Genomic DNA, 21,339 nt, shown 5'->3' with positions numbered 1-21,339 from the left:
CACTAATGCGCCGCGCCCCAGCTTGGGCCGGTGCCGATCTCGACGCCAAGCGGTACGGACAGCTTCACCATCGGCCCAGCCGCGCCCGCCATTACTTCGCGGATGATGGAGCTTGCCGCTTCCACATCTCCCTCAGGCAGTTCGAACACAAGTTCGTCATGCACCTGTAGCAGCATCCTGACGTTCGGCAGTCCCGCCGCTTCCAACGCAGGCACCATCCGCACCATCGCACGCTTGATGATGTCGGCACTGGTGCCCTGGATCGGCGCGTTGATTGCGGCGCGTTCGGCGCCTTGCCGCTCATGTTGGATCGGGGCCTTGATGCGCGGGAACCACGTCTTCCGTCCGAACAGCGTCTCGGTGTAGCCGGTCGCCCGCACCTTCTCCAGCGTCTCGTTGATGTAGACGCTGATGCCGGGGAAGCTCTCATAATAGCGGCTGATCATGTCCTGCGCTTCGTCAGCGCTGATCTCCAGTCGCGCGGCCAGGCCCCAACGGCTGATACCATACAGGATGGCGAAGTTGATAGTCTTCGCCCGCCCGCGCGTATCGCGATTGACGTCCCCGAACAGCTCCTGCGCGGTGCGGTTGTGGATGTCCTCGCCCGCCGCGAAGGCCTCCCGCAAGGCTGGCACGTCGGCCATATGCGCCGCCAGCCGCAGCTCGATCTGGCTGTAGTCGGCAGCCAGGATCACATTGCCCGGCTCCGCGACGAAGGCATGGCGGATCTGCCGCCCGGTCTCGGTACGGATGGGGATGTTCTGGAGGTTTGGATCGGTGGAAGACAATCGTCCGGTTTGTGCTCCGGTTAAGCTGTAGCTGGTGTGGACCCGCCCCGTCTCCGGGTTGATCTGCGCCTGCAAGGCATCGGTATAGGTCGATTTGAGCTTCGACAATTGCCGCCAGTCCAGCACCTTGCCGCAGATCTCCGACCCTTCGGCCTTCAGCTTCTCCAGGATCGTGACGTCGGTCGAGTAAGCGCCCGACTTGCCCTTCTTGCCGCCTTTGAGACCCAGCTTGTCGAACAGGATCGCGCCCAATTGCTGGGTGCTTCCAATGGCGAAGGGCTGCCCGGCAAGCCCATGGATCTCTGTCTCCAGCGTCGCGATGCCCTCGGAAAACTCGCCCGACAGGCGGGAGAGATGTTCGCGGTCCACCTTGATCCCGGCGCGCTCCATGCCCGCGATCACCGGCACCAGCGGGCGGTCCACCAGTTCATAGACGCGCGTCGCACCTTCCTGATGCAGGCGCGGTTTGAAGATGTTCCAAAGCCGCAATGTCACGTCCGCATCTTCGCCCGCATAGGCAGTCGCCTTGTCCAGCGGCGCTTCGGCGAAGCTGATCTGCGATTTGCCGCTGCCCACCACGTCCTTGAAGGTGATGCAGGTGTGGCCAAGATGCGTCTTCGCCCCTTCGTCCATGCCATGCCCGGCAAGGCTCTGCCCCGCATCGAGGTCGAAGCTCATGACGATGGTGTCGTCGAACGGCGTGATGACGATCCCACGCCGCGCCAGCACGGTCATGTCATATTTCAGGTTCTGCCCGACCTTCAGCACGCTGTCGTCTTCCAGCAGCGGCTTGAGCTTGCCGAGGGCGACGTCCAGCGGCAATTGCTCAGGTTTCTCCGCAAACATGTCCGTCCCGCCATGGCCCACTGGAATGTAGCAGGCGCGGTTCGGCCCGGTGGAGAGGCTGATCCCCACCAGCTTGGCGCTGACGCTGTTCAGACTGTCCGTCTCGGTGTCGATGGCGATCACGCCCTCGGCATGCGCCTCCGTCATCCAGCGGTCCAGCGCCTCCACCGTCACCACAGTCTCATAAAGGGAGCAGTCGATCGGCGGCGGCGCCTCCACTTCAGGCACAGCCGGAGCCCCGCTCGCCGTAGCCGCCGCCGATACCGCCGCGACCGCCACTGCCGCTGCGCCCGTACCCAGTCGGTTCAACAGCGCCTTGAACCCATGATGCTCCAGGAATTCGCGCAGCGGTTCGTCGGGGATACCCTTCAGCGTCAGTTCTTCCAGCGGCTCGGGCAAGTCCATCGTGCTGTGCAGTTCCACCAGCCGCCGCGACAGCCGCGCCATCTCGCTATGCTCGACCAGATTGTCGCGCATCTTCGACGGCTTCATCGCCGGTGCGGCCGCTAACACGCTTTCCAGGTCGCCATATTCGGTGATCAGCTTCGATGCCGTCTTGGGCCCGATGCCGGGCACGCCCGGCACATTGTCCACGCTGTCGCCCATCAACGCGAGCACGTCGCCAAGCTGCTCGGGCTTCACCCCGAATTTGCTCAACACATATTCGGGGCCGCGCCGTTCGTTCTTCATGGTGTCGTACATGTCGACGCCGGGCTGGATAAGCTGCATCAGGTCCTTGTCGGACGAGACGATGGTGACGTGCCATCCGGCCGCGACCGCCTGCTTCGTATAGGTCGCAATAATGTCGTCCGCCTCGAACCCAGCCTGCTCGATGCACGGCAGCGAGAAAGCGCGCGTCGCATCACGAATCAACGGGAATTGCGGCACCAGATCCTCCGGCGGCGGCGGACGGTGCGCCTTGTACTGGTCGTACATATCGTTGCGGAAGGTGTGCGATCCCTTGTCCAGGATCACCGCCATGTGGGTCGGACCTTCGGCAGCGCCCAGCTCCGCCGCCAGCTTCCACAGCATCGCCGTATAGCCATAGACTGCGCCCACCGGCTGCCCATGCTTGTTGGTCAGCGGCGGAAGCTGGTGATAGGCGCGGAAGATATAGCCGCTGCCATCGACGAGATAGAGGTGATTGGGATTCGGATTTTCAGACATGCGGGGGGGATAGCGACTAATTGCCATCCCCTCCAGTAGGTGAAGATCAGATCACCGCTTGTCGTGATTCGCCGCGACGGCTTTTGCCACCGACTGCATCAATTCCCAGCGCGTGGGGATAGGGACCGTCGTGCTGCCGATGAACACCGCCACGGCATAGCTGGTCCCATCGGGCGCCGTCATGATGCCGATGTCGTTGAACCCGGTGGACCGCGGCGCTAGCTCCTGCCCCGTGCCTGTCTTGTGCAGGTAGCTCCAGCCCGGCGGCACGCCGCCCTTGATCCTCTGTGGCCCGGTCTTCGCGCTGTGCATCACGTCTAGCAGCAGGCTGGTAGACGCCGGCGAGAGCATCTCCCCCCGCTTAAGCTTCGCCAGCGCGGCCACGACCGAACTCGGCGCGGCCCCATCCGGCGGATCGGCAAGATAGGCGTCCAGCGCCCGCTGTCGCACGCTCATCGGCAAGGCCGCGCGCGCCGCGTAGAAGTTGCGCCCCTGCGCATAACTCGGATTCCAGCTCAGCCCCGCTGTCGTGCTCTGGAGAATGCGCTCGCCGGGGCCGAAGCGAACGTTACTGACGAAACGCCGCGCCAGGAAACCGCGCACGGCTTCGGGACCGCCGACCTTGCGCAGAAGCATGTCGTTGGCGGTGTTGTCGCTCTGCGCCATCGCCCGCTTCATCAGGTCCGCGACCGTGGTGGTGAATCCATCGGCGTCCACCATCGCGGCGAGCGGCTGGTTGAACAGCGTCAGGTCCTGCCGGTGGATCGTTACTGGATCGGACAGGCTCATCTTGCCGCGATCGACGGCGTCCAGCATCGCCATCGTCACCCACAGCTTCGATACGCTTTGCTGCGGGAACAGGGCGGTGCCGTTCCAAGCCACGGTCCAATCGGCGTCGACACGGCGCACGGCAATCCCCACCTTGCCATTGAAGTTGCGGCCCAGCGACTGGATGATGCTTACCAGCGCGGGGGAAGGCGTGCTGCGGGGATTGTAATCGGAAATGGCGATCGGTGGATTGGCGACGGGCTTGGCAGGCTCTCGCGGCTTCTGCGGAGTCGTGACCGGCCCCGGATAGCGCGGCACTGCCGCCGCGACGCGCGCGGCTGGCGGTTCTCCGCTTCCGACACATGCTCCAAGAGCAGCAATAACAAGACTGAGGCTGATACGTCGCCGCACGCGCTCCCCCTTGCCCACGGGAGCGCAACGCTTGATCTTCATGTGCACTTTTCGGTCTTTTCCCCGCATTTTCAACTCTCTGAGTTTCGAGGGCGACCGTGCGACAAAGCAAGGCCGATGCGGCGAATGATTCCACAAATGCGATGTAAGGAAGCTGAACGCCGCAACGTTACGCGTCATTGTGCGTTCAGGGCGGCTGCTTAAAAGGCTCCAGATGACTGAACCCCTCCTGTTCGACCGAAGACTCTGCCTCGCCGCTGGACTTGCAGCGCTGGCACTTGGCGGCACACGCGCCATCGCCGCGCCGTTCGCCTCCCGCAGGATCAGCGTGACGGTGCGGGGAAGCGGGCCCGACGTGCTGCTGATCCCCGGCCTCGCCAGCGGCGCTGGCATCTGGAACGGCGCGGTAGCCGCAGTGCCGGATTATCGCTACCATCTCGTGCAGGTGCGCGGCTTTGCGGGACTGGCGCCAGACATCAACAAGAGCGGCCCCCTCATCGCGCCACTGGTCGGGGAACTGGCGTCCTACATCACGCAGGCCAGGCTGGTGCGCCCAGCGGTGGTAGGTCACTCGATGGGCGGCACGCTCGCCATGATGCTGGCCATGAGTCCCGCCCCTGCGCTCAGCCGTGTGATGGTGGTGGACATGCTCCCGGACGGGGCGAGCATGGTAGGCGGCACGGCCAGCGGCATGGGCTATTTCGCCGACCAGCTGAGCCAATATTTCACGGCAACCAAGGCGGGACGGCAATTGTTCATGCAGATGCTCGCCCAGCAACCCGGCGCGAAGGGCAGCGACCCCGACGTCATCGCGACGGCCCTGCGCGAACTCGCCCACATCGACCTCGGGCCTCGCCTGCCCGCCCTGCGCGCGCCGATGCAGGTCGTCTACGCCGTGGGCGGCGACGCGCAACAGCGCCATGCCCAAACGCAGCGCTATCGGTCGGCCTATGCCGCCGCGAAATCGACCAGCCTGATCCCGATCGCGCCGAGCGGCCACATGATCATGAACGATCAGCCGGCAAAATTTGCCGCTGCGTTAAGGGCGTTCCTGAAGCCTTAAGGGACGAGCACGGTATCCACCGCTTGCGGCAGCGTCTCGGGATAATCGAGGATATAGTGCAGCCCCCGGCTCTCCTTGCGGTGCAGCGCCGAACGGACGATCAGCCGCGCCACCTCAAGCAGGTTACGCAGTTCGATCAGGTCGGGCGTCACGCGGAAGTTGCCGTAATAGTCGTCCACTTCCTGCGCCAGCAGATCGATGCGGTGCTTCGCTCGCTCCAGCCGCTTGGTGGTGCGCACGATGCCCACATAGTCCCACATGAACCGGCGAATTTCGCGCCAGTTATGCTGGACGATCACTTCCTCGTCGGAATCCGTGACGCGGCTCTCGTCCCATGCCCGGATGGGCGGTGGGGAAGGCAGTTCATCCCAGTGGGAAGTGATATGCTTGGCCGCCGCTTCCCCGAATACAAAGCATTCCAGCAGCGAATTGGACGCCAGCCGATTTGCGCCATGCAGCCCGCTTTCCGTCACTTCGCCCGCCGCATACAGCCCCGGCAAGTCGGTCTTGCCATCTAGGTCGATCACTACGCCGCCGCACGTATAATGCTGCGCCGGAACCACGGGAATCGGCTCCTTGGTGATGTCGATGTCGAGGTCGAGCAGCCGCGCATAGATCGTCGGGAAATGTTCCTTGATGAACTCCGGCGGTTTATGGCTGATGTCGAGGTGGACATAATCGAGGCCGAGGCGCTTGATTTCATGGTCGATAGCGCGCGCCACCACATCGCGCGGCGCAAGTTCTCCACGCGGATCGTGCCTGTCCATGAACCGTTTACCGCCGCCGGGTACGCCGGGGGGCAGCTTCAGCTTGCCGCCTTCGCCGCGCATCGCCTCGGTGATCAGGAAGTTCTTGACCTCCAGATTGTAGAGGCAGGTCGGGTGGAACTGGTTCATCTCCATGTTGGAAACGCGGCAGCCTGCCCGCCACGCCATCGCGATCCCGTCACCCGTCGCGCCACGCGGCGCTGTCGAGAACAGGTACGTCCGCCCCGCCCCGCCGGTCGCCAAGATGGTCGCGCGGCCCAGCAATGTATCAACATGCTTGGTCTTTTTGTTGAAGGCGTAGACGCCCCACACATGCCCTTCACCGGAATAGCGCTCGCCGTGGCGGCTGGTGATGAGGTCGATGGCCACCATGTCGCTCATAAGCGTGATGTTGGGATTGGCCTGCGCCGCCTTTACCAGCGCCAATTGCACGGCCGCGCCGGTGGCATCGTCGACATGCACGATCCGGCGGTGGCTGTGCCCTCCTTCGCGCGTCAGGTGCCAGCGCTCGCCGAAGCCATCACCTGCGTTGAACGGTACGCCCAGCTCGGCCAGTCGCTCGATCGCGGCGGGGGCGTTCTCCACCACGAACTCCACCGTCTCGCGATTGTTGAGGCCCGCGCCGGCGATCATCGTGTCCTCGACATGCTGCGCGAAGCTGTCGCCGCCGTCCAGCACCGCCGCGATCCCGCCCTGCGCCCAATTGGTCGATCCGCCGTCGAGCGCGCCCTTGGCCAGCACCAGCACGCGCTTGTCCTGCGCCAGCGTGATGGCGGCCGTCAGCCCCGCTGCGCCGGATCCGATGATGATGACGTCATAATGGTGAGTGGGCATCGTCGTCCTGGCGTATGATCCGTTCGTCCTGAGCCTGTCGAAGGGCTATGCCGAACGGAGTGAGGTTGCGCTGCCTTCGACTACGCTCAGGCAAAGGCTTCGACAAGCTCAGCCCGAACGGAATATAGAGCGGCTGGCGTTACGCAGCCGCCGCCGTCAGGTTGAGGAACACGTCCTCAAGGTCCGGGTCGCGCGTCACCACGTCCACGATTTGCAGCCCCATCCCCTGCACCGCGCTGAGCACGTCACCCGCATTGGCCTTGTCCTTGGCATAGGTGATGCTGAGCACCCGCTCGCTCGTCAGTTCCACTTTCTCGAAGCGGGGATGCATCGGCGCCTGCGTGAGGTCGCGGTCCACCGTCACCTGCACCACCTTTTCCTGCGCCATGCCGACCAGTTCGCGAGTGGGCTTGTTCGCGATCAGGCGGCCGTGGTTGATGATCGCGATCCGATCGCACAATTGTTCGGCTTCCTCCAGATAATGCGTCGTCAGGACGATCGTGACGCCTTGGTCGTTCAACTGCTTCACATAAGCCCAGAGCTGTTGCCGCAGCTGGATGTCGACGCCTGCCGTCGGTTCGTCCAGCACCAGGATCGGCGGCGAATGCACCATTGCCTTGGCGACCAGCAGCCGCCGCTTCATGCCGCCCGACAGCGTTCGCGCATAGGCGTTCGCCTTGTCTTCCAGATGCACAGCGCGCAGGAGCTCCATCGTCTTGCGCTGATCCTTCGCCACGCCATAGAAGCCGGCCTGGTTCTCCAAAGTCTCGAACGGCGTGAAGAACGGATCGAATACGATCTCCTGCGGCACGATGCCGATGGAGTTTTTCGCGTTGCGGGGATTGGCGTCGATGTCGAATCCCCAAATGCGCGCCTGACCGCCCGATTTGTTCACCATACCCGACAGGATGTTGATCAGCGTAGACTTGCCTGCACCGTTCGGCCCCAGCAGTCCGAATATCTGCCCGCGCGGCACGTCGAACGATACATGGTCGAGCGCCAGCTTGCCTGCCCCCGAACTGGCCTTGTAGACCTTGGTGAGGTTGTCGATGACGATGGCGGGTTTGGAGGCGTTGGTCATCCGCGCCTCATAGCGTGCAGGAACCGGAAGGTCGAGCAAGCGCTATATTGCGGCGCACCACGCGCGATGATAGAGGCTCGTCCATGATCCCACCGCCAGAAACCCTCCGCACTTCCAAGACTCGCGTAACATGCGACGGGTCAGGCGACATTCCCGCCGCGCTGGGCCATCCGCGCGTCTATCTGGAGATCGACGAAAAGGGCTATGTCGACTGCGGCTATTGCGACCGGCGCTTCGTGCTGATCGGCGGACCTGCGGACGGAGCGGACCAGAGCAAGCTGCCGGACGTGCCATCGGGCGCGAGCGTACTTTAGGCAAATAATCCAAGCGCTATTATAAGGTTGGTTTCCGGCGAAGGGCGACACTATATCCCCTTCATGACTGATATCACCTCCCAATTCACTGACGCTCGCGGCTTCCTCTATCGCGACGGCCTGCTCGATCCCGAGGGCGCCCGCCGCCTTACCGCTCAGGCGCTCGGCAAGTGCGACGATGGCGAACTTTACTTGCAATATCGTGCGTCGGAGAGCTTCGGCTTCGATGATGGCCGGCTGAAGACTGCCGACTATTCCACCGATGCCGGTTTCGGCCTGCGCGGGGTGTCGGGCGAGATGACCGGCTTTGCCCACGCCAACGACATCAGCGAAGCTGCGATCCGCCGCGCTGCCGAGACGCTGACGCTCCTCGATCCCGCTACCGCTCCGGCCGCTGCCCCGCCACAGCGCACTAATCGCCATCTCTACACCGACGTAAACCCGATGGAGATCGTGCCTTTCGCCGAGAAAGTCGCACTCTGCGCCGAGATCGACGCCGCTGCCCGTGCCCGCGATCCGCGCGTTGCTCAGGTGTCCGTCAGCCTCGCGGGAAGCTGGTCCGTAATCGAGGTCGTGCGTGCCGATGGCTTTGTCGCCACCGACATCCGCCCGCTGGTGCGCCTCAACGTCTCCGTCATTCTCGAAGAGAACGGCCGTCGCGAATCCGGCGTTTACGGCATGGGTGGCCGCTATCTCTACGACAAGGTAATGGCACCCGAAATCTGGAACCGCGCCATCGACGAAGCGCTGGCGCAGGCCCGCGTGAACCTTGCCTCCGTCGCCGCCCCCGCAGGCGAGATGACGGTGCTGCTCGGCCCCGGCTGGCCCGGCATCGTCCTGCACGAAGCCATCGGCCACGGCTTGGAGGGCGATTTCAATCGCAAGGGCACCTCGGCGTTCAGCGGCCGCATCGGCCAGCGCGTCGCGGCCCCCGGTGTGACCGTGGTGGACGACGGCAGTCTTGCCGATCGTCGCGGGTCGCTCAGCATCGACGACGAAGGCACGCCCACTCAGGAAAACATCCTGATCGAGGATGGCATCCTGCGTGGGTACATGCAGGATCGCCTCAACGCTCGCCTGATGGGCGTTGCACCTACCGGCAATGGCCGCCGCGAAAGCTACGCCCATGCGCCGATGCCCCGCATGACCAACACCTTCATGCGTGGTGGCAACGACGATCCGGCTGAGTTGCTGAGCCGGGTCAAGAACGGCATCTTCGCCAAGAGCTTCGGCGGCGGCCAGGTCGATATCGTATCGGGCAAGTTCGTCTTCTCCTGCACCGAGGCCTATCGCATCGTTAACGGCAAGCTGGGCGACCCAATCAAAGGCGCGACCCTGATCGGCGACGGCCCTACGGCGCTGACGAAGGTGACGGGCATCGGCACAGACATGGCGCTGGACGAAGGCATCGGCATGTGTGGCAAGGGGGGGCAGAGCGTCCCCGCAGGGGTTGGCCAGCCGACGCTACTGATGGAAGGGCTCACCGTCGGCGGAACGGCCGCTTAGCGCGGCCCTCTCCTCACGGTTTCAAACGTCGCCGTTTATGCCCAAATTTTGGGCACCCGCCGTACTCTGCACAATTTTATGGCGTGGTGGATTGGCACAGTACGGCAAAACCGCGCGTTAATGCTTGTTTAAGAAACTGGCACGGCTTTTGCTGACCTTCATGTCGCACACCAGAATAAGGGGGCGACATGAAACTTGTCATGGCTATCATCAAGCCGTTCAAGCTCGACGACGTGAGGGAGGCTCTATCGGCCTTGGGCGTTGCGGGCATGACGGTCAGCGAAGTTAAGGGCTTTGGCCGTCAAAAGGGCCAGACCGAAATCTACCGCGGCGCGGAATATTCGACCAACATGGTTCCGAAGATCAAGATCGAGGTCGTTTGCGACGACGACCTCGCGCCACGCGTGGTGGAGGCCGCACAACAGGCCGCCAACAGCGGCGCTATCGGCGATGGCAAGATTTTCGTGCTCGACGTGGGGCAGGCCGTCCGGATTCGCACAGGCGAAACCGGCGACACCGCGCTGTAAGGAAGGGGGAATGATGACTGTTTCCAAGAAACTTTGCGGTGCGATGGGTGCGATTGGCGCTTCCCTGTTCGCTGCCGCGCCTGCCTTTGCGCAGGCTGCCGCGGGGCCGATCAAGGCTCCTACGGTCGAGCAGATGGCAACCATGGTAAACAAAGGCGACGTTGCCTGGATGCTGGTTTCCGCTGTTCTCGTGCTGATGATGTCGATACCCGCCCTGGCTCTGTTCTATGGCGGCCTTGTCCGCACCAAGAACATGCTGTCAGTACTGATGCAGGTTTTCATGATCGTTTCCGTGGCCGCGCTCGTCTGGTGCTGCTGGGGCTACAGCCTTGCCTTCACCAGCAATAACGAGTTCGTTGGCAACTTCTCCAAGGCGTTCCTGATCGGCGTTTCCGGCAGCACCTATGCCGCGACGTTCAGCAACAACGTGTACCTGCCCGAGTTTGTCTTCGTCGTCTTCCAGATGACGTTCGCATGCATCACCCCGGCTCTCATCGTCGGCGCCTTTGCCGAACGCGTGAAGTTCTCGGCGCTGATGGTGTTCGTGGTCGCATGGCTGACGGTCGTGTATTTCCCGATCGCACATATGGTCTGGTACTGGGCTGGCCCGGACTTCCTGGCTGATGCGCCAACCGATTACGGGTTCCTCTGGGGCATGGGCGCGCTTGACTTCGCGGGCGGCACCGTCGTTCACATCAACGCCGGTATCGCTGGGCTCGTCGGCTGCATCATGATCGGCAAGCGCATCGGATACCCGAAGGAACCGATGGCTCCGCACTCGCTGACGATGACCATGATCGGCGCAAGCCTGCTGTGGGTCGGCTGGTTCGGTTTCAACGCCGGTTCCAACCTGGAAGCCAACGGCGTAACGGCCGTAGCCTTCATCAACACCTTCGTCGCCACTGCCGCCGCGGCAGTATCGTGGGCGCTGATCGAACAGTTCCACCACGGCAAGCCTTCGCTGCTCGGTGCAGTAACGGGTGCCGTCGCGGGTCTGGTCGCCATCACGCCGGCTTCAGGCTTCGCAGCGCCGATGACCTCCATCGTCCTCGGCTTCGTCGTGTCGCCGATCTGCTATCTCTTCGTCGCTTCGGTGAAGCAGAAGCTCGGCTATGACGACAGCCTCGACGTGTTCGGCGTTCACTGCATCGGCGGGATCGTCGGCGCCATCGCCACCGGCATCGTCGCCGATCCGGCTTTGGGCGGTCAGGGCTTCTTCGACTACACGGTGTTCCCGGCAGTCGTCGGCACCTATGACATGGGTGCGCAAGTCCTGACTCAGATCAAGGCAGTGCTGCTGACGCTGGTCTGGTCTGGCGTAGGCAGTGCGGTTCTCTTCTTCATCATCGACAAGACCATCGGTCTTCGTCCGGTGGCGGACGCAGAGCAGGAAGGTCTCGACCTCTCCAGCCACGGCGAACGCGCCTACAACTACTGACGACTTCGGCAGGGCGGGCCGCGACGGACGGCTCGCCCGCCACACGATGTTCCTCCTGCGAACAACACTGGGCCGGTGCGAAAGCATCGGCCTTTTTTTGCGACTGACCCAGGCAAACCGCTCAAGCGCGTGAAAGTAGGACGTGCGTTTATGCGGCACTCCTAGAAAGGTAGTGCGCTTTCTCGGGAACGGACGGGTGCCTGCGTGGTTCTCAAGGCGGCTGCGAAAGCACGGCCTCAATGGAGAAGGACATAATCATGACGCAGGCATCAGCACTTTTCGACACGCACTCCGAAGCTGAACGGGCGGTATCGGAGCTGCGGACACTAGGGTTAACTGACAATGATCTCTCGATAATCGCTCACCATGGCGGCACCACCACCACACGCTCCGGCGACGGGGAGATAACGGACGAGCACCACCGCAACGTGATCCGCGGAATCCTTGGCGGCGGTGCGCTGGGTGCCGGGTTGGGCGTCGCGGCTCTGGCGATCCCTGGCGTAGGTCCTCTCGCCGCCGCGGGCGCCATTGCTGCCTCCGCCGTTCCAGAAGCCGTGGGAATTGGCGCTGCCCTGGGGGCAATCGGCGGCAGCTTGAACGAAGTGCTGACCAAGCACGGCGTCAGCAAGGAAGACGCAGACTATTACGGCGGGCGACTCAAGGACGGCGGCGTGCTGGTGACGGTGGCCGATACCGGACTGGACGCAGAACGCGTGCGCGAAGTCCTGTACCGTAACGGCGGACACAACACCTCAAGAGCGCGAGCAGCGACTGTTTGAAATATCTGAGCCGGGGAACAGCATCCCCGGCTCCTCTGCCCGTAGTCCTGGTGCTACGAATTTTCCCTGCAGCGTGACCAGTTCGCTGTGCATGATCGATGTGCTTGGAGATCAGTATTCACCGAACCGAATCCGCCCGGTGGTTCGCTTGTCAGCGGCGCATCAGCCGAGCATGGCGGACAATGCCGGTGTCATATACTCCCGTGCGCCATCGCCTTCGCGGACGATCATCAATACCGCCAATCCTTCGCGCGCAGCCAGCTGCATTCCAGCCAGCGGCCCCAGGACACCGAATGCAGTGGCCCAGGCATCGGCCAGCATCGCACTGGAATGCAGCACCGATACCGATGCCACGCCGTTGTCGATCGGGGAGTTGATGGCGGGGTCTATGCTATGGGACAGTCGGCGTCCGTCCTCCTCGCGGAAGCGGCGATAATCACCCGATGTTGCAACCGAGAGTCCGCATAGCGCTATGCGCATGACGGGCAGAGCCGCGAGGCCTGGAGGGCTTTCCAGATCCACCCAGAACGGCTGGCCGTCGGGACGAACACCTTCGCCGCGCAATTCACCACCTATCTCGATCAGGAAATGACGGCAGCCCATGGCGCGTAGCCGATCCGCCACCGCATCGACGGCATAGCCCTTCGCTATTCCGGACAAATCGAGCGCGACATCTGCCATGCGCCTGGCCCGCCTCTCAGCAACTTCGATCGCGCGCCAGGACTGACCATCATGGCGGGGCGAGGAGGAAGGACCCCACGGAGGCGGGCCGAAACCCCAATGGTCGACGAGGCGGCCGATGGCAGGATCGAACGCACCACGGGAGCGCGCAGCAATATCCAGCCCGGCCGAGAGGACGAAGAGAAGATCGTCCGGCAGATCCATCCACTGACCCACGGGCATCTGGTTGAAGCGGCTGATGGCTGACTCCGCTTCCCAATTGCTCATGCTGGCGATGACGCTATCCAGCACGACGCGGATTGCACGATCACTGCCTTCAGGAGGCGCGACGATGCTGGCGGACCAGCTTGTGCCCATGGTCTGTCCACCCAATCGGACAGTTGCAGCCCGCCGATCCCGCCCGGCAATGTCCTGGGGCGACAGGCCGGGCGGAATGGCGATGCGAATGCCGTTCAGGGCGCGAGTACTTCGAGCGTAGTGATGTAGGATGCGCGGCGCTGCAGCGGTCCGTTGCCTCCGGCGGCCTGACTACCCTGTGCGCCCGGATCACCGGGCCCACCTTCGCGCCCTCCCCCGACGCTGGCGTTCAGCCAGTACATTCCCGGCTGCGGCCAGGTGACGGCGAGCTTACCTTCCTTGTCCGTGGTCAGGTCGATCTGCCCCAGCGCATCCCGATACCGGATGCCCCCGGGGATGACCGTCACCTTGAGCCCGGCGGCGGGCTTGCCATCCAGCAGGAACTGGAAGGTTGCGGCTTCACCGGACACCAGGTCGTTAGGATGCGTGATCGGAACGAGTTCAATTCCAGCGCCAACAGGCTTGAAAATGCTTGTGGTAGGCGCACCGAGCGTCACGAAGATCTCGTTACGGTTGGACGCTTCTGTCGTCTGAATATTGGTAGCCCCGGCTGGAACTGCAGCTGCCAGATTGGCCTTCGTCGTGCCGCGCGGCAGACGTTCCTGCTTGCCGTTCAACGTATAGCTTCCCATCACGCCTGTCGAAGCCGATGCGATGCGATAGGTGCCCGGCTGAGTCAGATGGACGTCGAAGGTGGAGCGATATTTGCCGGTCGATGCGTTTTCCAGCCTGCCTTCGCTCCCGTCGGGCTGCGTGACGGAGATGCCGTCCGTCCGCATCGGAAAATGTTCGAAGTAGAAGAGATCGTTGGAGACGGCAGCATCGACTGTGACCCAGCTATCCTTGCCCGATAAGGTGGTTGCCGACGGCAGGAGCCACTGCCGATGCGCCTGCGCCGTGCCTGAGAGAAGGAGCGCCGCGAGTGCGGTTGCGATCAGATATGTCTTTTTCATGAATTGGTCCCTTACTTGCCGAAGCCGAGGGTAATCGCCCCCAGTTCTGTGCTGCCCTTCGCTTTCACCATCGAGCCCGGCTTGGGTGGCCAGGCGAAAGGCAGGCGAACCAGTTCGCGTCCCCCAACCTCGCGTGCCGCTTCCACGACCAGCGTGTAGGTGCCGGGCGACATCGCGCCCAAGGGTCCCTTGCCGGGAGTGAGGGCGATCTTCTGCTCGCCTGGCGCGCGCGTTGCGCCGCTGACGCCATCGGCGGGAAAACTCATCGAGCGGCCCGACACGCGCCACCACTGGCGAACGTCGCGCAGCCATTTCGTGCCTTCGCCATTACGCATGTCATAATCATACCAGACCGACAGGGTCCGGGCGGCTGCCCCTTCCTTCTCCAGCCATATGGCGACGTAAGGGCGGTGATATTCGGCAACCGTGAGGCGCGGGATCGTCACGCTGACATTCATCGTCTGCGCCGAAGCCGGAGCCGCCAGAGCGAAGGTCGCGCCGAGCGCCACGCCGGTCATGACAAGGCCATGGGTGATCTGCATCGAATGTCTTTCCTCTCAATGAATGAAGATGATGGCGAGAAAGGCCGGAAGCGCGAGGCCCAGCCCCACGAGCGGCCATGTGGACGGTCGCTTTTTCGCGTGAAGTTGCAGCAGGAGAAGGCCGGTGACTGCGAACAGGAAGCAGGCGACAGCGAAGATATCGATGAACCATTTCCACACCGTGCCTGCGTTACGGCCTTTGTGCAGGTCATTGAGATAGCTGACCCAACCGCGCGAGGTAGCCTCGCTGGTCACTTTGCCGCTGGCCCGATCGATGGATATCCACCCGTCACCGCCGGGGCGTGGCAGGGCAAGGTAGATTTCCCCCGCCGACCATTCGGCTTCGCCCTGTCCGCGTTGCCCGATTTCCTTTTCCACCCAAGCCGCGATCTGTGGCGGCAGCGGCATCTTCACGTCGCCTTTGTCGTCCGGCGCGACGTGCGCGCGCAAGGGACGAGGCAGCATAGCTGACTTTTCGATGCTGACGGGCGTGCCCTCCACATCGGCGGCGTGGTTGAGCGTGATGCCGGTCAAGGCGAACAGAAGCAGACCGATCAAGCTGATAGCCGAACTCACCCAGTGCCACGTATGAAGTTGCTTCAACCAAAAAGCCTTGGGACTCTTCTTGCGTTGGCCAGGTGGAGTTGGGGAAGTGGCCATCGGAATGCGGTGAATCCCATAATAAAAGAGAGTAGTCGGATAACGCGAACGACTCGCAATTGCAATTGTGCTCTTGAGTAAAGATGGCGATCAATCGGTCGTCGGATCGGAGCAGCAGCATTAGACGGCCAAGGCCTTGGAAATTCGCCAGAATATCTCCGGCTTTGGTATGCGTCCGAAGCTTCTGACGCCTGCATACGCCCGACTGCTGCATCAGGCCGGAAGCACAAACTCGATCGGCGCGGTGAATTCGATCCTCTCACCAGGCACATCGTTTGGCACACTGGGAAAAGGCGATGCCCGGTACATCATGGCAGTCGCCTCTTCGTCCAACGTTCCATGGCCCGACCCGTGAATTATCGCGCCTTCGATCAATACGCCTGTGCGGTCGATGACGAAGCGCACCCGCACCACACCCTCCTCGCGCCGCATGCGGGCACGGCGGGGATAAATCTTGTGCGCGTAAAGCCAGGAGCGGACCTTTGCCGCATAGCTGCGACTTGCGCCGGGCGGCGCTTTTGCATCCAATCCGTCGACAGCGCCGCGCCGCACGGTTGAGACAGCAGGTGCTGTAACAGGCGCGGTTTGCTGCGCGGAGGCCATAGATCGGGTCGTGGCGGAACCGGGCGTGACGGCGGCCATCGCCTGAACCGGCATCGGCAGGATGGACGGGACTGTAAGCATTGGCGGCGTTGTTGGCTCTACTGCTGGTAGCCGGGGCTGATCGGGCACGGACTCAGCCGAAGACGCCGCCGTGGTTGTCGGCGCACTTGGCGCCGCAGCCTCTGCTTCCTCGTCACCATCCTGCACGCCCTTAGCCAAGGCCAGCGACATGACAGTCAGCGAGGGCGTGATCGTTCGGCGACCATCGCGGCCCAGCCCGAGATTGAACAGGGCCGCGATGAGAAGCGCATTGATCAGCAGCGATGCTGCCGCCGGTCCTCCGACACCAAAGCGAGGCGCGACGCGGCCCATGTCTTCTAGAAGCTGTTGGCCACAGTGAATTTGAAGCTCTGCCCTTCGGCGTCGAGCGACGAAAGATGGCGGCGATATTGCTTGTCGAACATGTTGTCGATCGCGATCCGGAATTCAAAGCCCTCGGCGGGACCGCTTTGCGGTTTGAAAGCCAGGAACACATTATGGACGGTATAGCATGGCGTCGGCAGACCCGACCCCACTGAGGCGAAGGGGCCCGTCGTCACCTTGTCCTGCCGTTCTGCGAACTCGCCGGTCCAGCCGCCCGACAGGCCGGTCGCGGCGTCGGAATAGCCCAGGGTCAGACGATAGTCATTGGCTGGAATGGTATTCAGATATTCGTCGGTCAGCCTATTCCTGCCGTCAATGAAGGAGGCATTGCCGCGCGCGAAGAAGCCGCCGGTGCCATATTCAGCCTCCACCTCCACGCCTTTGAAGCGCGAACGGTTGATGTTCTGGAAATAGGGCGTGCCGGTCGGTGCCGCCACATTGACGATCAGGTCCTTCACGTCATTCTGGAACAGCGTCGTCTTGGCGCGGAAACGATCACCCTTGCCCAGTGCATCGTCGAAGGACAGGGTGAAGCCGACTTCGTAATTGTCCGATTTTTCAGGGCGCAGATCGGAGTTGTTCGGCCGTGTCGCGCTGCGCGTGAAGATTTCGTCGACATTGGGCATGCGAACCGTGCGCGCGACAGATCCGAAGATGCCCAGATTGTCGGTAAGGTTGTAGAGGGCCGCCAGCTTGGGCGATACGCCGCTGTCCTTGACGCGATCACGCAGCACCGTGCCGCCGACCACCGTTGCGCCGGGCTTCAAATTGGTCCAGTCGACGCGTGCGCCGGGCATGATGGTCAGCTTGTCGGACCAGACGATCTCGAGCTGGCCATACAGGCCATATCTCGTCATGTCGCCTTCGGGATGGGTGCCAGCGCCCGGCGTAACCACCCCAGCCAGCGAGACGCGTGGATTGCGACGCTGCTGCTTGCTCCACTGGCCGCCGACGATCAGGAAAGTCTTCCAGTCGCCGCCCAGGTCAAATTCGCTGGTGTTCTGAACCTTGCTTTGCCAGCTTTCATAGGAAAAGTCGGAATAGGCAAGCGCCCCCAGGAAGGCCGTCTCGGTCTGGTGGACTTTCGACAGCGAATAGGCGGCCTGCGCCTCGACATTCAACAGCTTGCTGCCGTTGAAGTCGTTCACGTAACCGAGCACGGCTGTCTTGTCGTGGACGCGGCGGCGCATCAGCGAACTGCCGGTCGCCGCTGAAACCTGATCATAAACTTGGGGGGCGTCGCTGATCCAGTCTTGGTAGGATGCCCAGATAGCATGCTTCTTGTCGCCACCGATCGCAACCCGGCCCTTGACCAGCCAGCTATCGGACTCCGTCGCCGATGCCGGCACCGTGTCGCCATCGCCGTTCTTGTAATCGTCGGTGCGACGATAATTATAGCTGCCGAGCAATTCGACACCTTCGATGGGCTGAACCGCAACGATGCCGGACAGCGTGCGCGCCTCCGCGTTGGTCTCCGTCGCAGCCTTCAGGCGGACCGCGACAGGATCACCGTCTTTCAGGAAGTCCGACGCATCCTTGGTGGTGAAGTTGATGACTCCCGCGAGCGCTCCAGCACCGTACAGCGTCGAAGATGCCGGGCCGCGCAGCACCTCGACCCGCTTGTAGAGTTCAGGCTCGCTGAAGAAGGCGCCCATGCGATATTGTTCATAGAACTTGGTGACGCCGTCGACCGTCATCAGGATACGATTGTCGGAATCGCCGATAGCCGTGCCCATGCCGCGGATGTTGAAGCCCTGACCGAGTTGGCCGACGCCGCCCTGGACATTGACGCCCGGCATCCCCTCCAGCAGATCGCCGATCGTCGTCGCCTGGGTTTGATCGATATCCTCCTGATCCATCGCAGTCACAGCTTGCGGCGTGTCGATTGCGACCTTTTCTGTGCCCGCAGAGATGATCAGCCGGTCGAGCGCCATGCGCGTCGTGGCTTCGCTATTTCCGGTATCGTTCTGCGCCAGCGCCGACGTCGGCAATGCTACCAATGCCGTTCCAATCAGCATCAAAGTCTTGGTCTTGATCATAGCGCGGTGGCCCCCTGGCAAAGAAATGGGTCGTACTGTCCCGGAAGGCCTCTGCACCTAACGTCGAAAAATTAGATTGCAAGTGATTCTCAATAGCTTTATACGGGAGCGTAACAACAAGGGGATCGTTCGTGAAACTTCATCCGATTCATACAGCCGCCGTTCTGCTCGCGATGTTCAGCGCACCCGCTGTTCAAGCGCACATGCCCTATGTGCTGCCGACCGTTTTCGATGTTGGTAAAAGCGATCACATCACTGTCCAGTCAGCCTTTGCCGAAGATGCCTTCCTGCCAGAGGTCGCGATGCGCGACGCACCGTTCCATCTCGTCGGTCCGGATGGGAATGACCTGCCTACCGGACCAGTCACGCATCTGCGCGACTTGACGGTGTTCGAAGCGAGCCTCCCTGCCGATGGCACCTATCGCCTCACATCCGGCCAGCGCGCCGGGCGGAAGGGCAAGATGTTCAAGTTGGGCGACAAGTGGGAGATCCGCGGCGAAGACGGTGCGCCGCCGGCCAACGCGCAGCAGGTCGATGTCCAGAGCATGACGCTGGCAGACGCTTATGTGACTCGCGGCCGGGCTACGGCAGGAGCCTTAAGGCCCATCGGCCGGGCGCTGGAAATCCAGGCGCTCACGCATCCCAACGGCATTTCGGCGGGGTCCGATGCCGCCTTCCTACTGCTGTTCGATGGTAAGCCGCTCGCCGATACCGACATCACCTTATTCCGCAGCGCGGGCCTGTATGATGGACGAAAAGTTGCCGCCCAAGTCAAAAGCGACGGCAGCGGCAAGTTCAGCGTGAGACCACAAGATGCAGGCACTTACCTGATACTTGTGCGCCATCGCGGCGCCGCCCCCGCGGGCTCCGAGACGCCCTATCGCAGTTACACTTACACACTCACTTTCGACGCAGCATGACGCAGCGCGCGCCTCACTTGGAGAAGAACATGAAATACGCTTTGACTTTCGTCCTGCTGACCGTCGCTGGCTCCGCACTGGCTGCACCGCATGAAGGTAGCGCGTTCATCCACGATTATGACACCGATCATGACGGCAAGGTTGCGCGCGCCGAATTCGACGCAGTCCGCGCAGACCGCTTCAAAACCACCGACGCCAACCACGACGGCTGGCTTTCGGAGGATGAGTATGTTGGGGAATACAGCGGAAGGCTGGAACAGCAACTCGCTGTCTCTGAACTGACCGAGGAAAAGAAGGTCGAAGAGCGCCAGCGCCAGATCCGTCAAGCCCATGTCCGCTTTGGTGTTCTCGACAAGGACAAGAACGCCAAGATAGTGCAGGCCGAATACGACGCCTCAGGCGCTCGCGCCTTTGCCGAGCAGGACGATGACAGGGACGGCACAGTAACCCCGGTCGATGCCGCGGCAACCGCGGCCCGCCAGCTGGCGGCCCGTGAAAGGGCGGCCAAATGAACCGGGTGACCGTCCGCCGGTGAATTTTGGACCTCCACCATGGGACCGTCCGCTTCCCGAGCCGCGAAAGGGGCGTCGTGATGCCGGCCGATCGCTTGCTCTGGGTCGCCGGAGGCATTTACTTCCAGTCGTCGTCCAGTCCCATTTTTTCTGCCCTTGCATCAGCCGGTTGATCGGCCATCAGTGCTTCCACTGTCGCCGATATCCGTTCGTCTTCCGACGATGCCTGACGGAATTCAGCCTGTGAGACGCGGCCAGGAAGCACTTGCTCCAGACGCCAGTCAGTACCCGCACGGCATGCCACGCCCGCGACATCTCGCCCATCGAAACTGCGACACCAACGACCATCCTTGGCACGGAAAGTCAGGCCGATCCGTGTCGCCGCATCCGTGGGCTGGTTTGAAGCGAGCTGTGTGTCGAGCGCCTCCTTGAGTGCCCCCTGCGCCACGAGCTGACCGCGCTGCACGCTCAAAGGTGCGGCCTTGTTCCCCAGTTCCTGACCGACAAACACGCCGAACGCCAGACTGGCGGCGATCGCAAGGCCAGACCACGCGAACGGGCGGCGGGCGAATGGTTTCGATGCGATTTTTTGAGGCTGGGTCAGCAGTGCTGCAAACCGGTCGGGCACGGGCGCTTCTGCCAGTGGCGCATAGCTCTCGACCAGCTTGGCCGTGAGACTGCGATGTGCTGCCAGTCGGGCAGCGAGAGCTTGATCCCGCGCTAGGGAGGCTTCCACCCGGCGCCTGCTCACTTCATCCAGTTCTCCGTCGGCATAGGCCAGCAGCATTTCTTCGCTGATCGCGGTCATGCCGCTTCTCCCATCAATTCAAGCAGGGCGGTGCGACCACGCACCAGTCGTGATGTCAGCGTTCCCATTGGAATGTCGAGCACGGCCGCCGCTTCCTTGTAGGCAAGGCCCTCCACCAGCACCAGCGCGATGACCTCCCGTTGTTCTGCGGGAAGCCTCGCCATCGCACGCCCGACGTCGGAAACGCCGATCGCGTCCTCGATATCGCGGTCGCCCGCATGGCCGATGCCTGTTCCCGCTTCTTCCGGCGCAAAAGTCTGGGCGGCGCGTCGCCGCGCGCGGGCTTCATCAATCCACAGGTTGCGCATGATCCGGTACATCCAACTATCCAGGCGCGTGCCTTCCTGCCATTGCTCACGCGATTTCAAAGCGCGCTCGAGCGCTGCCTGGCACAGGTCATCACCATCGGCCGAATTGCGCGACAGGCTCGCGGCAAAGCGGCGCAGGCGGGGCACCAGTGCAAGCAGTTCGCCTTCAAAGGCCATTGCGGCATGCGTCCAATATCATTGTCAGGGATGAAACGTGTGCCGTCAGCCGTTTCATCCCAATGTG

At 62.6% G+C, this 21,339-nt stretch carries 20 protein-coding genes; 8 read left to right on the top strand and 12 right to left on the bottom strand.

All coding sequences use genetic code 11. The features are described from left to right. Positions 1 to 2: 2 nt before the first annotated feature. Both polA and QHC67_RS11490 read right to left on the bottom strand, forming a co-directional pair. Positions 3 to 2,801, bottom strand: a complete 2,799-nt coding sequence (gene polA / locus QHC67_RS11495; RefSeq protein WP_319294438.1) for a DNA polymerase I — start codon at positions 2,799 to 2,801, stop codon at positions 3 to 5. Positions 2,802 to 2,852: 51 nt separating this feature from the next. Further along, the gene (locus QHC67_RS11490; RefSeq protein ID WP_319294436.1) at positions 2,853 to 4,022 is read right to left on the bottom strand and encodes a serine hydrolase; all 1,170 of its coding nucleotides are present in this window, start codon (positions 4,020 to 4,022) and stop codon (positions 2,853 to 2,855) included. A 172-nt stretch (positions 4,023 to 4,194) separates the two neighbouring features. On the opposite strand from QHC67_RS11490, the gene QHC67_RS11485 reads away from it, so the two are divergent. Beyond that, a complete protein-coding gene (locus QHC67_RS11485; protein WP_319294434.1) occupies positions 4,195 to 5,043 on the top strand; it encodes an alpha/beta hydrolase in 849 nt (282 codons plus the stop codon). On the opposite strand, the gene nadB is transcribed toward QHC67_RS11485, so the two are convergent. Next, complete coding sequence (gene nadB / locus QHC67_RS11480) at positions 5,040 to 6,644, bottom strand: L-aspartate oxidase (RefSeq protein ID WP_319294432.1); 1,605 nt, start codon at positions 6,642 to 6,644, stop codon at positions 5,040 to 5,042. The two genes, QHC67_RS11485 and nadB, sit on opposite strands and share 4 nt — an antisense overlap. Positions 6,645 to 6,783: 139 nt before the next feature. Further along, positions 6,784 to 7,725, bottom strand: a complete 942-nt coding sequence (locus QHC67_RS11475) for an ABC transporter ATP-binding protein (RefSeq protein WP_319294430.1) — start codon at positions 7,723 to 7,725, stop codon at positions 6,784 to 6,786. An 83-nt stretch (positions 7,726 to 7,808) separates the two neighbouring features. Between QHC67_RS11475 and QHC67_RS11470 the strand changes: the two genes are divergently transcribed. From QHC67_RS11470 to QHC67_RS11450, 5 genes are all read left to right on the top strand, one after another. Continuing rightward, positions 7,809 to 8,039, top strand: coding sequence for a zinc-finger domain-containing protein (locus tag QHC67_RS11470; RefSeq protein ID WP_319294428.1), 231 nt, complete (start codon positions 7,809 to 7,811; stop codon positions 8,037 to 8,039). A gap of 63 nt (positions 8,040 to 8,102) precedes the next feature. After that, positions 8,103 to 9,545 (top strand): metalloprotease TldD, encoded by a 1,443-nt coding sequence (gene tldD / locus QHC67_RS11465; RefSeq protein WP_319294426.1) that lies wholly within the window; start codon positions 8,103 to 8,105, stop codon positions 9,543 to 9,545. Positions 9,546 to 9,733: 188 nt separating this feature from the next. Next, positions 9,734 to 10,072, top strand: a complete 339-nt coding sequence (locus QHC67_RS11460) for a P-II family nitrogen regulator (protein ID WP_319294424.1) — start codon at positions 9,734 to 9,736, stop codon at positions 10,070 to 10,072. Between the two features lie 13 nt (positions 10,073 to 10,085). Beyond that, on the top strand, positions 10,086 to 11,510 hold the full coding sequence (locus QHC67_RS11455; protein ID WP_319294487.1) for an ammonium transporter: 1,425 nt from the start codon (positions 10,086 to 10,088) through the stop codon (positions 11,508 to 11,510). 257 nt (positions 11,511 to 11,767) lie between these two features. Further along, positions 11,768 to 12,289, top strand: coding sequence for a hypothetical protein (locus tag QHC67_RS11450; protein ID WP_319294423.1), 522 nt, complete (start codon positions 11,768 to 11,770; stop codon positions 12,287 to 12,289). A gap of 162 nt (positions 12,290 to 12,451) precedes the next feature. On the opposite strand, the gene QHC67_RS11445 is transcribed toward QHC67_RS11450, so the two are convergent. The 6 genes from QHC67_RS11445 to QHC67_RS11420 form a co-directional block, all read right to left on the bottom strand. Next, entirely contained in the window at positions 12,452 to 13,327 is an 876-nt protein-coding gene (locus QHC67_RS11445; RefSeq protein WP_319294421.1) for an FAD:protein FMN transferase, read from the bottom strand. Positions 13,328 to 13,422: 95 nt separating this feature from the next. Then, the gene (locus tag QHC67_RS11440) at positions 13,423 to 14,280 is read right to left on the bottom strand and encodes a DUF4198 domain-containing protein (protein WP_319294419.1); all 858 of its coding nucleotides are present in this window, start codon (positions 14,278 to 14,280) and stop codon (positions 13,423 to 13,425) included. An 11-nt stretch (positions 14,281 to 14,291) separates the two neighbouring features. Next, positions 14,292 to 14,822 carry a DUF2271 domain-containing protein gene (locus QHC67_RS11435; protein ID WP_319294417.1) on the bottom strand — a complete coding sequence of 177 codons (531 nt, stop codon included), beginning with the start codon at positions 14,820 to 14,822 and terminating at the stop codon, positions 14,292 to 14,294. Between the two features lie 15 nt (positions 14,823 to 14,837). After that, positions 14,838 to 15,482: a PepSY-associated TM helix domain-containing protein gene (locus QHC67_RS11430; protein ID WP_319294416.1), complete on the bottom strand. Its 645-nt coding sequence runs from the start codon at positions 15,480 to 15,482 to the stop codon at positions 14,838 to 14,840. Positions 15,483 to 15,695: 213 nt separating this feature from the next. Continuing rightward, positions 15,696 to 16,457 carry an energy transducer TonB gene (locus tag QHC67_RS11425; RefSeq protein WP_319294415.1) on the bottom strand — a complete coding sequence of 254 codons (762 nt, stop codon included), beginning with the start codon at positions 16,455 to 16,457 and terminating at the stop codon, positions 15,696 to 15,698. Positions 16,458 to 16,462: 5 nt separating this feature from the next. After that, a complete protein-coding gene (locus QHC67_RS11420) occupies positions 16,463 to 18,547 on the bottom strand; it encodes a TonB-dependent receptor domain-containing protein (RefSeq protein ID WP_319294413.1) in 2,085 nt (694 codons plus the stop codon). A gap of 131 nt (positions 18,548 to 18,678) precedes the next feature. Between QHC67_RS11420 and QHC67_RS11415 the strand changes: the two genes are divergently transcribed. Then, positions 18,679 to 19,467, top strand: a complete 789-nt coding sequence (locus QHC67_RS11415; protein WP_319294411.1) for a DUF4198 domain-containing protein — start codon at positions 18,679 to 18,681, stop codon at positions 19,465 to 19,467. Next, on the top strand, positions 19,464 to 19,979 hold the full coding sequence (locus QHC67_RS11410) for a hypothetical protein (RefSeq protein ID WP_319294409.1): 516 nt from the start codon (positions 19,464 to 19,466) through the stop codon (positions 19,977 to 19,979). The genes QHC67_RS11415 and QHC67_RS11410 overlap by 4 nt, the downstream gene beginning before the upstream one ends. A 118-nt stretch (positions 19,980 to 20,097) precedes the next feature. Here the strand turns inward: QHC67_RS11410 and QHC67_RS11405 are convergent, their stop codons facing one another. Both QHC67_RS11405 and QHC67_RS11400 read right to left on the bottom strand, forming a co-directional pair. Beyond that, the gene (locus QHC67_RS11405; protein ID WP_319294407.1) at positions 20,098 to 20,787 is read right to left on the bottom strand and encodes an anti-sigma factor; all 690 of its coding nucleotides are present in this window, start codon (positions 20,785 to 20,787) and stop codon (positions 20,098 to 20,100) included. Next, positions 20,784 to 21,272, bottom strand: a complete 489-nt coding sequence (locus QHC67_RS11400) for an RNA polymerase sigma factor (RefSeq protein WP_319294405.1) — start codon at positions 21,270 to 21,272, stop codon at positions 20,784 to 20,786. Before QHC67_RS11400 ends, QHC67_RS11405 begins: the two co-directional genes overlap by 4 nt. Positions 21,273 to 21,339 lie beyond the last annotated feature (67 nt).

This window comes from Sphingobium sp. (genome assembly GCF_033795625.1).
GTDB lineage: Bacteria > Pseudomonadota > Alphaproteobacteria > Sphingomonadales > Sphingomonadaceae > Sphingobium.
The sequence above is the reverse complement of the archived record's forward strand: the minus strand, read 5'-3'. Positions and strand labels throughout refer to the sequence as shown.

Excerpts from the sequence above, each read along its gene's own strand:
- polA (WP_319294438.1), bottom strand. The coding sequence starts at position 2,801 with ATGTCTGAAAATCCGAATCCCAATCACCTCTATCTCGTCGATGGCAGC.
- QHC67_RS11490 (WP_319294436.1), bottom strand. The coding sequence starts at position 4,022 with ATGAAGATCAAGCGTTGCGCTCCCGTGGGCAAGGGGGAGCGCGTGCGG.
- QHC67_RS11485 (WP_319294434.1), top strand. The coding sequence starts at position 4,195 with ATGACTGAACCCCTCCTGTTCGACCGAAGACTCTGCCTCGCCGCTGGA.
- nadB (WP_319294432.1), bottom strand. The coding sequence starts at position 6,644 with ATGCCCACTCACCATTATGACGTCATCATCATCGGATCCGGCGCAGCG.
- QHC67_RS11475 (WP_319294430.1), bottom strand. The coding sequence starts at position 7,725 with ATGACCAACGCCTCCAAACCCGCCATCGTCATCGACAACCTCACCAAG.
- QHC67_RS11470 (WP_319294428.1), top strand. The coding sequence starts at position 7,809 with ATGATCCCACCGCCAGAAACCCTCCGCACTTCCAAGACTCGCGTAACA.
- tldD (WP_319294426.1), top strand. The coding sequence starts at position 8,103 with ATGACTGATATCACCTCCCAATTCACTGACGCTCGCGGCTTCCTCTAT.
- QHC67_RS11460 (WP_319294424.1), top strand. The coding sequence starts at position 9,734 with ATGAAACTTGTCATGGCTATCATCAAGCCGTTCAAGCTCGACGACGTG.
- QHC67_RS11455 (WP_319294487.1), top strand. The coding sequence starts at position 10,086 with ATGACTGTTTCCAAGAAACTTTGCGGTGCGATGGGTGCGATTGGCGCT.
- QHC67_RS11450 (WP_319294423.1), top strand. The coding sequence starts at position 11,768 with ATGACGCAGGCATCAGCACTTTTCGACACGCACTCCGAAGCTGAACGG.
- QHC67_RS11445 (WP_319294421.1), bottom strand. The coding sequence starts at position 13,327 with ATGGGCACAAGCTGGTCCGCCAGCATCGTCGCGCCTCCTGAAGGCAGT.
- QHC67_RS11440 (WP_319294419.1), bottom strand. The coding sequence starts at position 14,280 with ATGAAAAAGACATATCTGATCGCAACCGCACTCGCGGCGCTCCTTCTC.
- QHC67_RS11435 (WP_319294417.1), bottom strand. The coding sequence starts at position 14,822 with ATGCAGATCACCCATGGCCTTGTCATGACCGGCGTGGCGCTCGGCGCG.
- QHC67_RS11430 (WP_319294416.1), bottom strand. The coding sequence starts at position 15,482 with ATGGCCACTTCCCCAACTCCACCTGGCCAACGCAAGAAGAGTCCCAAG.
- QHC67_RS11425 (WP_319294415.1), bottom strand. The coding sequence starts at position 16,457 with ATGGGCCGCGTCGCGCCTCGCTTTGGTGTCGGAGGACCGGCGGCAGCA.
- QHC67_RS11420 (WP_319294413.1), bottom strand. The coding sequence starts at position 18,547 with ATGATCAAGACCAAGACTTTGATGCTGATTGGAACGGCATTGGTAGCA.
- QHC67_RS11410 (WP_319294409.1), top strand. The coding sequence starts at position 19,464 with ATGACGCAGCGCGCGCCTCACTTGGAGAAGAACATGAAATACGCTTTG.
- QHC67_RS11405 (WP_319294407.1), bottom strand. The coding sequence starts at position 20,787 with ATGACCGCGATCAGCGAAGAAATGCTGCTGGCCTATGCCGACGGAGAA.
- QHC67_RS11400 (WP_319294405.1), bottom strand. The coding sequence starts at position 21,272 with ATGGCCTTTGAAGGCGAACTGCTTGCACTGGTGCCCCGCCTGCGCCGC.